Source organism: Rhodococcus sp. IEGM 1306, assembly GCF_036541985.1.
Lineage (GTDB): Bacteria > Actinomycetota > Actinomycetes > Mycobacteriales > Mycobacteriaceae > Rhodococcus_F > Rhodococcus_F qingshengii.
Genome location: NZ_JAZHFF010000008.1, coordinates 118,254 through 130,006 on the forward strand (window position 1 = coordinate 118,254; position 11,753 = coordinate 130,006).

The window sequence follows — 11,753 nt, forward strand, 5'->3', positions numbered from 1 at the left end:
ATGGGACGAGTCACCGCACGAACACCGGTCGTTCGAATCTCGGGTGATCGGGTCGTCACGCGCCCCGACACGCTGGCCGTCGAGGAACCACTCGAAATGAGAGTTGGCGGTCAGGTGCTGGCAGTGACGATGCGGACCCCCGGCAACGACGTCGATCTCGTGCACGGATTCCTTCTCAGCGAAGGTGTCATCGCCACCCGCGACGACGTGAGCGTCGTCCGCTACTGCGACGGCGTCGACGAATCCGGTGCGAACACGTACAACGTCCTCGACATCGCTCTCGCTCCCGGAGTGCCGTTGCCCGACCACACCACCGACCGCAACACCGTCGTCAGTTCCGCGTGCGGAGTGTGCGGCAAGACCTCGCTCGACGCCGTCCGAACCACGACGCGACATCCGCTGGTCGGTGACACGACTTCCGTCACCTCGACCATCCTGTCGGCCATGCCGGTCACACTGCGGGAGAGCCAACGGATCTTCGAGCGCACCGGTGGCCTGCACGCGGCCGGATTGTTCACCGCCACCGGCGAACTCCTTGCACTGCGCGAGGATGTTGGCCGTCACAACGCCGTCGACAAGGTGATCGGTTGGGCCATCACCGACGGCCGAGTGCCCCTCTACGACACGATCTTGATCGTCAGCGGGCGGGCGTCGTTCGAACTCGTCCAGAAGGCCGTCATGGCCGGCATTCCGATCCTCGGTGCTGTCTCCGCGCCGTCGTCGCTGGCAGTGGAACTAGCGCAGGAGTCCGGGCTGACTCTCGCCGGTTTCATCCGCGGCGATTCGATGAATATCTACTCGCACCCGCACCGAGTCGAGGTCACGTCGAACTCGCACGCAACTGAGCCGACAGTCGCACAGCGGAGTTGACTTCCCCGTAGCCCTCGTATCCACCCACCCGCTGCACGACCTCGAAGAACAGGTCTCCCCCGACGGTCGGGGTGAACAGGTGGAAGAACTCGCCGTGAGCGTCCGCGTCGTAAAGAATTCCGGTGCTGCGCATCCGGTCGAGCAGTTCCGGATTCAGTCCGAAACGCGCGTCCAGATCGTCGTAGTAGTTCGGGGAAATGGGTAGCGGAGCAAATCCCCAGTCCTGCATGGACGCAGCGGCACCGAAGATGTTCTCACACGCGAAGGCGACGTGGCTGACGCCGCCGCGACGGACCGTCGGCAGCCCACTTCGACTTCCCTCCACCATGTTCAGCGAGATGCGCAGGGTATGTCCGTCACCGCCTTGAACGAGCGTGAGCGCCTGGCTTCGCATGAGGCCGACAGAATCGGTGACGTCCTGCCCCTCGTGTGGTTGCATCTCGAACACGGACCGTAGGAGCAGCATGATGCCGTCCCAGCTCTCGGCCGGAACCGCCAGTGCCACGTGGTCGATCCCGGTGAACACTGCGCCCTGTTCACGATTGCGCTCGGCGGGCAGCGGGTAGATCTCGAATGCCGATTCCCACGCTGCAGCGCTGCCGGGGCCACGAAGGTCGATCGATGTCGCATCGGTGACCTTCAGGCGTACGACGTCCGGTACCTCGGAGTTCTCGTCGCTCGACCCCGGCAACTGCACGCGCGTCGCCGGCACTTCGAGAGCCAGAGCGCGCTCTCCCCACACCTCGGGTTCGGTTGCCCGGATGCCGATCTGAGTGAGAACCGGTAGATCCGCAGGCAGCCCGGGCGCCGTCCACACCGTGCCCGCAGTCGCATCCACGGCAACGGTGAGCGGTCCGTGCCGCCACAACTGCAAATCGTGATCGTGGTGCCGTCCGACCAGATGAAAACCGACGCGGGAGAGCATCGAGTGCACCTGGTCCTGTTTCGCCGGACCCGCCGCGATTCGCAGAGACACGATTCCTTCGAGCGGTGTGCGCTCCGGGGCGGTGAACAGCGTGGGTCCACCGGCGGCAGGGTTCGCGGCGGCGACCTGTTCTTCCAGATGCAGGAGCGACCGATGAGCGTCGATTGCCGTCCGCTGGGTGTCGGCGCGGCGGAATACGTCGTTGAAGATCTCGAGCGACCACGGTCCGTCGTAACCGGTGGCGTAGACATGCTGAGCGAACGCATTGAGATCGAAGCTGCCCTGCCCCGGGAAGTTTCGGTGATGCCGGCTCCACTGGAGGATGTCCATCGCCAAGAACGGAGCGTCCGCCAACTGGAGGAAGAAGATCTTCTCGCCGGGAATCTCGCGAATTCTGGCGGGATCGTCACCGCGCGAGAGGATGTGAAAGCTGTCCAGACAGGTACCGAGCGAAGGATGGTCGACGCCCTCGACGATCTGCCACGCATGGCCGTACGTGTTGACGTGGGCACCCCACGCGAGCGCCTCATAGGCAACCTTCTTGCCGTGCTCGGACGCCAGTTCGGCGAGAGCTCCGAATTGCTCTGTCAACTGACCGTCATCGTGACTTGCGGTCTGCAGGGGCGAGGAGCACACCAGGAGCGTCTCGCACCCCAGTTGATCCATGAGCTCGAATTTGCGTTGCACTCGAACAAGATTCCGAGCAAATTGGGCCTCGTCCACCGTGTCGAAGTCACGGAACGGCTGATACAGATCGAGGGTCAAGCCCAGATCCGCAGCCCTCGTTCGTAATTCCTTCGGGGACCACGGCGAAGCAACAAAATCCGGCTCGAACACCTCGAAGCCGTCGAAGCCGGCAGCAGCGATGGCGTCGAGCTTCTCCTCGAGAGTGCCACTGAGCGATACCGTCGCGATCGACGTCCGGACCGGGGCACTCACAGCGCTGCCGCAGTCTGTTCGCCGTGTACAAGTTCCGTCATGTGCGCGAGCATGCGCTTACTGTCGGGCTCGATGCCCGTGAAGATCCGGAACGCGTCGACGGCCTGGAAGACAGTCATTCCGCCTCCGCTGAGCGTCGGGGCTCCGATCAACCTTGCCTGACGCAACAGTTCGGTTTCGAGTGGACGGTAGACGATTTCGGCCACCCACAGATCAGGGCGAAGCAGATCTGGCGAGAACGCCATTCCGGGATGAGCCGCCATTCCCATCGGCGTCGCGTGGATCAATCCGTTTGCCTTGCCGAGCACTTCGGCGAGGTCGCTCGTATGCCGCGCCTCGACAACCTGCGCCGGAAACTGCTGCGCGAAGGTTTGTGCAAGTTCCTGCGCGCGAGGCAGGCTCGAATCGACCAACGTCAGTGTCCCGACGCCACGGGTGAGCGCGGCATAGGCAACCGCCGCACCGGCTCCGCCGGCACCGAGCTGCACGACACGATCGAGCTGTGCTCCGGGAAGTCCGTCGTCGAAATTTCGGCCGAAGCCCGACCAATCGGTGTTGTGTCCGATCGCCTTGCCGGAGTCGAAGAGGACCGTGTTCACCGCGCCGAGCCGGCTCGCATCGGGCGAGAGCTCGTCGAGGTGCTCGATCACCAACTGCTTGCACGGGTGAGTGATGTTGAGGCCGCGGAACCCGAAACGTCGTGCATAGGTGAGAAGTTCACCGATGTCCGACGGCGCCATGCCCATCACGTCGAGATCGAGGATGCGGTAGACGTACGGAAGACCCTGTCTGCGCCCTTCTTCCTCGTGCATGATCGGAGTCAAAGAGGCTCCGATTCCGGTGCCGATCAGACCGCAGAGCATCGAATCGCTCATCAGTTCTTCCCTTCTCGGATGCAGACGAATTCGACTGCGGCGCTGTATCCGTCGATTCCCAATCCACAGATGACGGCGTCGGCGATGCCGGAGACATACGAGTGGTGACGGAATTCTTCGCGACTGTGGATGTTGCTGATGTGCACCTCCACGACGGGGGCATCGAGTGTGACCAGAGCGTCACGCAACGCAACGGAGGTATGCGAGTACCCACCGGGATTGATGACGATGCCCGCAACGTTTCCCCTGGCCTCGTGGATCCAATCGATCAGTTGGCCCTCGTGGTTCGACTGCCTTGCCTCGACCACCGCTCCGAACTTCGCGGCCGCCGCTTCACAGCGGGAAACTACGTCGTCCAGCGTGTCTCTCCCGTAGAACTCCGGTTGGCGCTGGCCCAACAAATTCAAGTTGGGCCCGTTGAGGACCAGAATCGGTAGAGATGAAGTCATCAGGGGCACCTCGGGGTTGACGCTCGAAACTAATGTACGAACTAGTGAGTTAGTTCACTGGACGTTACTCCCCCGACGCGGACTCGACAAGCAAAGTCGACAAACTGCTGACAGATAGAGTGAGCACATGGTTTCCGAGCAGTCAGTGAACTCCGTGGTGTCGAAGCCGGAGAAACGACGCCGAAACAGCGATCTGACCAGGGTGAACATCATCGCCGTCGCCACCGAGGAGTTTGCCGACAAAGGCTTTGCCGGCGCCCGAGTGGACGAGATCGCAACCAAGACTCACACCACCAAGCGCATGATCTACTACTACTTCACCGACAAGGAAGGGCTGTACAAGTCCGTCCTCGAACACGCGTACAGCGTCATTCGTGCGCAGGAACGTGAACTCGACCTCGAGGGATTGAAACCCACGGCAGCAGTCCGCGCCTTGGCCGAACTCACCTTCGACCACCACGAACAACACCCGAACTTCATTCGGCTGGTAGCCAACGAGAACATGCTCCGCGGTGAGCACATCGAGAAATCCGAGCTACTCAGCGGTCTCGGCGCCCCCGCCGCCGACCTGGTCTCGCAGATCCTCCACGACGGACAGCAGTCGGGAGCATTCCGCTCCGACGTAGATGCTCTCGATATTCACATGTTGATCAGCAGTTACTGCGTCTTTCGTATCGCCAATCGTTACACCTTCAAAGCGCTCTTCGACCGCGACCTGACCGACTCGACGCATCGTGAGCATCTTCGAACCATGCTCGGCGACATGGTTGTTGCCTTCCTGACCTCGAAGGCGCCGTCCTGACCCACCCCGAAGTCCGAAAAATCCCCCTACGGTGGTGAGTGGAACTCACAGCTGCCACCGGGAGGAATGACGTGACCGAGAATTACGTAGACGGGCTTTCACTCGAGGAGAACGCGTCGTTGACGTCCGGCTCGGATTTCTGGCACAGCCAGTCCGTTGCCGGAATCGAATCGATACTCCTGACCGACGGTCCGCACGGAGTCCGGAAACAGCCCGAGGGCGGCGACGCACTCGGACTCGGCCACAGCATTCCAGCGACATGTTTCCCACCGGCGGTCGGGTTGGGCTCGTCGTGGAACCTCGACCTCATCCGCCAGGTCGGTGAGGCTCTGGGCGACGAAGCCAAAGCCGAACAGGTCTCGGTCCTCCTCGGCCCAGGCATCAACATCAAACGATCACCCTTGTGTGGCAGGAATTTCGAATACGTCTCCGAGGACCCATTCCTCTCCGGCCGCGTCGCGGCAGCGCTGATCACCGGCATCCAGTCTCGCGGCGTCGGAACCTCGCTCAAGCACTTCGCTGTCAACAACCAAGAACACGACCGGATGAGAGTCAGTGCCGACGTCGACGAACGGACGCTGCGCGAGATCTATCTGGCCGGCTTCGAATACGCCGTCAAGACCGCGGCCCCGACGACGGTCATGTGCTCGTACAACAAGATCAACGGTGTGTACTCGAGCCAGAACCATTGGCTGCTCACCGAGGTACTCCGCGAACAGTGGGGCTTCGACGGCCTCGTCGTTTCGGACTGGGGAGCGGTCAACGACCGCGTGGCGGCACTCGCCGCGGGCCTCGACCTGGAAATGCCGCCGACCGGAACCGATACCCAGATCGTCGACGCCGTGCGCGGCGGCGACCTGGACGAATCAGTGCTCACCACTGCCGCCGAGCGCCTGGCGACGCTGGTGGCACGCACCGCCGCCGCGCGCACCGAGGGCCACACGTACGACGTCGAGCGTCACCACGAACTGGCGCGGACCGCTGCAGCGGAGTCCGCTGTATTGCTGGCGAACGACGGAGAACTGCTGCCGCTGACCCCCGGCGGGCAAACCGTCGCGGTGATCGGCGAATTCGCGTGCAGCCCGCGGTACCAGGGGGCCGGCAGTTCGCAGGTGGTTCCAACCAAGCTCGACAATGCCTTGGACGCGATACTCGACCTCGAAGGCGCCGACCGCGTCACTTTCGCACCGGGCTTCACCTTCGACGGCACTCCGGACGACGACATGGTCACCGAGGCTGTCGACGCCGCACGCCGCGCCGACGTCGCGGTGCTGTTCCTCGGACTACCGTCCGCCACGGAATCCGAAGGATTCGACCGAACCGACATCGAACTGCCGGCTGACCAGATCGCCCTGCTGGAAGCGGTCCACGGCGCGAACCCGAACACGGTCGTCGTGCTCGCCAACGGCGGTGTGGTTTCGATCGAGCCTTGGAAGGATCATGCCGCCGCAATCCTCGAGGGCTGGCTACTCGGCCAGGCGGGCGGCTCGGCGATTGCCGATCTTCTGTTCGGCCTCACGAATCCGTCCGGCCGCCTGACGGAGACCATTCCGCCTCGCCTCCAAGACAATCCGTCGTATCTGCATTTCCCGGGATCACAGCAGCACGTCCGCTACGGCGAAGGCCTGTACGTGGGATACCGCTACTACGACTCCGCGCTGCGCGAAGTGGCGTACCCGTTCGGGTTCGGGCTGAGCTACACCACCTTCGACATCACCGATACCTCCGTCGAGGCCGGTGAGAACTCCGCCGAAGTGACCGTCACCGTGCGCAACAGCGGCGACCGATCGGGCAGCAGCGTCGTTCAGGTCTACGTCCACGACGCCTCGGCAAGCATCGATCGACCCGCGCAGGAATTGAAAGGCTTTGCCAAGGTCCACCTCGACCCCGACGAATCCGCGACTGTGACCATCACGCTCGACAGCAGGGCATTTGCCTATTGGTCTGTCACGGAAAAGGACTGGGCGATCGAGGCCGGCGACTACGAGATCCGCGTCGGCTTCTCGTCTCGGGACATCGCAACCACCGACACGATCACCCTGGCCGGGAACGTCGGCGTCGGCACGCTCGACGCCATGTCGACCATCGGCGAATGGCTCGCCCATCCCGTCGGCAGCGCAGTTCTCGGCGCCGCCATGGCTGCCGCAGCGGGCGACGGTGCACAGGCGGTCAGCCCCGAGATGATGGCACTCGCAGGCTCGATGCCGCTCGGAAAACTCGCCACCTTCGGCCTCGGGATCACCGAGGAACAGGTGGAGCAGTTGGTGGCGGCCGCAGCACAGCCGGCCTCCTAACTCTCTGAACTGCGGTTTCGACGAGCAGCGTGACCGCCAGTAGATTTTTATGAACTATTTGGTTAATAATCTTGTGTAGTTGCTGTGGCGTCGGTTACATTCCTTGTATCGCTCTCCGCACAGACGTTCTTTATACGAACACAATCGGCGGATGTAGAGCCTCCACGACGCTTCCACCCAGGAGATGAGCATGTCAGCTAGCACGGTTACACCGTCCGGGCCCGAGGCGGGATCCTTGGCAAGGCCGGACACGACCAAGGTCAAGCGCGCCGCAACGTCGTCGTTTCTCGGCAGCATGCTCGAGTACTACGACTTCTACATCTACGCCTCCGCCGCTGCGCTCATCTTCCCCACGGTGTTCTTCCCGGACAGCGGGCATGCGGCTCTACTTTCGCTGGCCACCTTCGGTGTCGCGTACGTCGCGCGTCCCCTCGGCGCTGTAGTCCTCGGCCATTTCGGTGACCGCGTCGGCCGCAAGAAGATCATGCTGCTCACGCTCATTCTGATGGGCGCAGCCACCTTCCTCATCGGATGTATTCCCAGCGCCGATTCGATCGGAGTTCTTGCACCGATCCTTCTCGTCCTGATGAGAATCGCCCAGGGCATCTCCGCTGCCGGTGAACAGAGCGGTGCCAGCTCACTGACGCTCGAACACGCCCCCGAAGGCCGACGCGCGTTCTTCTGCAGTTGGACCCTCAACGGCACCCAGGCCGGCTTCATCCTCGCCAGCCTCGTATTCCTGCCCATCGCCGCGCTCCCCGACGACATCCTCTACACGTGGGGCTGGCGAATCCCGTTCTGGGGCAGCCTGATCGTTCTGGTCGCGGCATACATCATGCGTCTCAAGCTCGAAGAGCCCGAAGAGTTCACCGAGCAGCAGGAATCCAAGACCGTCGCCAAATTGCCTGTTGCCGATCTTCTTCGCACCCACAGCGCAAATCTGATTCGCGTGATCTGCTGCGCTTTCATCGCCGTCGTCTCGACCATCTTCTCCGTCTTCGGTCTCGCTTTCGCCACCACCGAAGAAGTGGGGATTCCGAAGTCGACCATGCTCTGGGTTGCCATCGCAGCCAACGCCGTAGCCCTGCTCAGTCAGCCCGCCTGGGCGATGCTCTCCGACCGGATCGGTCGCAGGCCGCTGTTCATCGGTGGCGCCCTCGGTAGCGCGGTGTTCATCTACGTGTACTTCGGCGCAATCGCCAGCGGCAACGTTCCCCTGATCTTCCTCGCCGCAATCGGATTGATGTCCGTCTTCTACGCTGCCCCGAATGCCATCTGGCCGTCGTTCTACTCCGAGATGTTCAACACCAAGGTCCGCTACTCGGGCATTGCGATCGGCACCCAGGTCGGCTTCGCCCTCGCAGGCTTTGCCCCCGCCATCGGCAACGCCCTCATGGGCGGCGACAAGACACACTGGATGCCCGTTGCCATTCTGACTTCGGTGGCCTGCGTCATCTGCGCGCTCTCGGCGTTCACCGCCAAGGAGACGTTCCGCACTCCCCTCAAGGAACTCGGCAACCCGATCTAGCCGAATACCCGACAGACATCCTGCACGAACCACTGTGTTGCACGAACCACTGTGTTGCACGAACCACTGTGGCCCGGCATCTCGCGAGAGATACCGGGCCACAGTCGTTTTGAAGTTCTACGCCGTCTTGTCGCGACGCTCGCCACGTTCCGGCTTACGCGGAACGATGGTCGGAAGTACGTTGTCGTTGACGGTCTCCGCGGTGACGACCACCTTTTCGACGTCGTCACGGCTGGGAATGTCGTACATCACGGGAAGAAGAACCTCTTCCATGATGGCGCGCAGGCCACGAGCGCCGGTTCCACGCAAGATCGCCTGATCGGCGATAGCGTCGAGCGCTTCTTCGGTGAACTCGAGCTCGACGCCGTCCATGTCGAACAGGCGACGGTACTGCTTGACGAGAGCGTTCTTGGGCTCCGACAAGATCTGAACGAGCGATTCCTTGTCGAGGTTGGTCACCGACGCGATCATCGGCAAACGGCCGATGAACTCGGGAATCAGACCGAACTTGATCAAATCCTCCGGCATGACCTCGGCGAAACGATCGACCGTATCCAGTTCGGCCTTCGACCGAACCTCGGCGCCGAAACCGATACCGCGCTTGCCGACACGATCGGAGACGATCCGCTCGAGACCTGCGAAAGCGCCCGCGACGATGAACAGCACGTTCGTGGTGTCGATCTGAATGAATTCCTGGTGCGGATGCTTACGGCCACCCTGCGGCGGGACGCTCGCCTGCGTACCTTCGAGGATCTTCAGCAACGCCTGCTGAACGCCTTCGCCGGAGACGTCACGCGTGATCGACGGGTTCTCGCTCTTACGGGCGATCTTGTCGACCTCGTCGATGTAGATGATTCCGGTCTCGGCGCGCTTGACGTCGTAGTCGGCAGCCTGAATCAGTTTGAGCAGAATGTTCTCGACGTCCTCACCGACGTAACCGGCCTCGGTCAACGCCGTCGCGTCAGCGATGGCGAACGGGACGTTGAGCATCTTCGCGAGAGTCTGAGCGAGATACGTCTTGCCACAGCCGGTGGGGCCGAGCATCAAGATGTTGGATTTCGCGAGCTCAACCGTCTCACCCCGCGCGTCACGGCCCTTGTCGCCGGCCTGAATGCGCTTGTAGTGGTTGTAGACGGCCACGGCCAACGTCCGCTTGGCGGAGTCCTGACCGATGACGTAGTTCTCGAGGAATTCTCGGATCTCCGCAGGCTTGGGAAGCTCGTCGAGCTTGACCTCGCTCGATTCGGCCAATTCCTCTTCGATGATCTCGTTGCAGAGGTCGATGCACTCGTCGCAGATGTACACCCCGGGTCCTGCAATGAGCTTTTTGACCTGCTTCTGACTCTTACCGCAGAAAGAGCACTTGAGCAGATCCCCGCCGTCGCCGATGCGTGCCATCTCGTGAGGTCCCTACTTTCCATCATGTACGTGCACTCGCCGCCACTCGATCGGTCGAGACGCTCCGCAGTACTTCGGTAGTTGTCAGATCAGACAAACTGATCGAACAAATCTGGTCGAACAATCGCAGAACGCCGGTCGAGAACCAGCCCGTGAAGTGACGGTACCCGCAGATCCCGAACGGGGTCGACCTGTTCTCGGCGTTTCGTCTGCGGATAAAAAAGAAAAGAGTCGAGATTTCAGCCTGGCAAGCGCTCCACCAGGCACTTCTCGACGTGTCCGCCTCGTGTCGGGAATCGGGTAACAGATCCTCGACACGAGGCGGAAATCGACTACTTCTGTGCGCTGAGCTTCCGGTAAGCCAGCACGTCGTCGATGATGCCGTACTCCTTGGCCTGCTCGGCCGTGAGGATCTTGTCGCGATCGGTGTCGACGCGGATGGTCTCCGGATCCTTACCCGTGTGCAGCGACAGCGTGCTCTCCATGAGCCGACGCATACGCTCGATCTCCGCAGCCTGGATCTCCAGATCGGAAACCTGACCCTGGATGCCGCCCGTAGCCGGCTGGTGGATCAGAATGCGCGAGTTGGGGAGCGCGAAGCGCTTGCCCGGCGTACCGCCGGCCAGAAGCACGGCAGCTGCCGAAGCAGCCTGACCGAGGCAGACGGTGGAAATGTCGGCACGGACGTACTGCATCGTGTCGTAGATCGCCATCAGCGCGGTGAAAGAACCACCGGGCGAGTTGATGTACATCGTGATGTCGCGGTCCGGATCCTGCGATTCGAGAACCAGCAACTGCGCCATGAGGTCGTTGGCGGACACGTCGTCGACCTGCGAGCCGAGGAAGATGATGCGCTCCTCGAACAGCTTGTTGTACGGGTCGGACGTCTTGACGCCGTAGCTGGTCTGCTCCGTGAACTGGGGCAGGATGTAACGCGATTGGGGGCCCGACGGCGCCTGGCCGCCCAGCGAGTTAGCTCCGAAAAGATTGGTCATCAGTTCTCCAAAGTATGAATTGGGCAGCGAAAGGACGGGCGAACCGGCTCAGTTGCCGGTGCCGCCGGCCTGATTCGCACGGGAGACGACGTGGTCGACGAAGCCGTACTCGAGAGCTTCCTTCGCCGTGAACCAACGGTCACGATCGGAGTCCGCGGTGATCTGCTCGACCGTCTGGCCGGTGTGCTGAGCAATCAGCTCGGCCATTTCGCGCTTGGTGTGCTTGAACTGCTCGGCCATGATCGCGATGTCACTGGCGGAACCACCGATGCCGGCGGACGGCTGGTGCATCATGATGCGGGCGTGAGGCAGTGCGTAGCGCTTGCCCTTGGTGCCTGCCGAGAGCAGGAACTGACCCATCGACGCCGCAAGGCCCATGCCGAAGGTGGCGATGTCGCACTCGGCGAACTGCATCGTGTCGAAGATCGCCATACCTGCGGTCACGGATCCACCGGGCGAGTTGATGTAGAGCGAGATGTCTCGCGTCGGGTCCTCGGCCGAGAGCAGCAGGATCTGTGCGCACAGCTTGTTGGCGATGTCGTCGTCGACCTGGGTACCGAGGAAAATGATGCGCTCTCGCAGCAAGCGCTCGTACACCGAGTCGCTGAGGTTCAACCCAGCGGTCGCTGAAGTCATGGCGGGACTCTGCAAAGTCTCCAGGTGATTGGAAGTCACGGT

General features: G+C 62.1%; 10 protein-coding genes. 4 read left to right on the forward strand and 6 right to left on the reverse strand.

Translation table 11 applies throughout. The features are described from left to right. Window positions 1-870 carry a formate dehydrogenase accessory sulfurtransferase FdhD gene (gene fdhD, locus V3587_RS22600; protein WP_165638862.1) on the forward strand — a complete coding sequence of 290 codons (870 nt, stop codon included), beginning with the start codon at window positions 1-3 and terminating at the stop codon, window positions 868-870. Here fdhD and V3587_RS22605 read toward each other — a convergent pair. The 3 genes from V3587_RS22605 to aroQ are packed head-to-tail and all read right to left on the reverse strand — an operon-like array spanning window position 821 to window position 4,058. Beyond that, complete coding sequence (locus V3587_RS22605; RefSeq protein WP_283377254.1) at window positions 821-2,734, reverse strand: sugar phosphate isomerase/epimerase and 4-hydroxyphenylpyruvate domain-containing protein; 1,914 nt, start codon at window positions 2,732-2,734, stop codon at window positions 821-823. The two genes, fdhD and V3587_RS22605, sit on opposite strands and share 50 nt — an antisense overlap. Continuing rightward, the gene (locus tag V3587_RS22610; RefSeq protein WP_054187687.1) at window positions 2,731-3,609 is read right to left on the reverse strand and encodes a shikimate dehydrogenase; all 879 of its coding nucleotides are present in this window, start codon (window positions 3,607-3,609) and stop codon (window positions 2,731-2,733) included. Before V3587_RS22610 ends, V3587_RS22605 begins: the two co-directional genes overlap by 4 nt. Further along, the gene (gene aroQ / locus V3587_RS22615; RefSeq protein WP_054187688.1) at window positions 3,609-4,058 is read right to left on the reverse strand and encodes a type II 3-dehydroquinate dehydratase; all 450 of its coding nucleotides are present in this window, start codon (window positions 4,056-4,058) and stop codon (window positions 3,609-3,611) included. Before aroQ ends, V3587_RS22610 begins: the two co-directional genes overlap by 1 nt. Window positions 4,059-4,185: 127 nt before the next feature. Here aroQ and V3587_RS22620 point away from each other — a divergent pair, with 127 nt between their 5' ends. From V3587_RS22620 to V3587_RS22630, 3 genes are all read left to right on the forward strand, one after another. Beyond that, window positions 4,186-4,860: a TetR family transcriptional regulator gene (locus V3587_RS22620; RefSeq protein WP_007730968.1), complete on the forward strand. Its 675-nt coding sequence runs from the start codon at window positions 4,186-4,188 to the stop codon at window positions 4,858-4,860. A 71-nt stretch (window positions 4,861-4,931) separates the two neighbouring features. After that, window positions 4,932-7,154 (forward strand): glycoside hydrolase family 3 C-terminal domain-containing protein, encoded by a 2,223-nt coding sequence (locus V3587_RS22625; protein ID WP_283377255.1) that lies wholly within the window; start codon window positions 4,932-4,934, stop codon window positions 7,152-7,154. 190 nt (window positions 7,155-7,344) lie between these two features. Next, complete coding sequence (locus tag V3587_RS22630) at window positions 7,345-8,682, forward strand: MFS transporter (RefSeq protein ID WP_042450291.1); 1,338 nt, start codon at window positions 7,345-7,347, stop codon at window positions 8,680-8,682. A gap of 117 nt (window positions 8,683-8,799) precedes the next feature. Here V3587_RS22630 and clpX read toward each other — a convergent pair whose 3' ends face one another. From clpX to V3587_RS22645, 3 genes are all read right to left on the reverse strand, one after another. Beyond that, on the reverse strand, window positions 8,800-10,080 hold the full coding sequence (gene clpX, locus V3587_RS22635) for an ATP-dependent Clp protease ATP-binding subunit ClpX (RefSeq protein ID WP_003944582.1): 1,281 nt from the start codon (window positions 10,078-10,080) through the stop codon (window positions 8,800-8,802). Between the two features lie 332 nt (window positions 10,081-10,412). Next, window positions 10,413-11,075, reverse strand: coding sequence for an ATP-dependent Clp protease proteolytic subunit (locus tag V3587_RS22640; protein ID WP_003944539.1), 663 nt, complete (start codon window positions 11,073-11,075; stop codon window positions 10,413-10,415). 48 nt (window positions 11,076-11,123) lie between these two features. Further along, window positions 11,124-11,711, reverse strand: a complete 588-nt coding sequence (locus tag V3587_RS22645) for an ATP-dependent Clp protease proteolytic subunit (RefSeq protein WP_007730960.1) — start codon at window positions 11,709-11,711, stop codon at window positions 11,124-11,126. Window positions 11,712-11,753 lie beyond the last annotated feature (42 nt).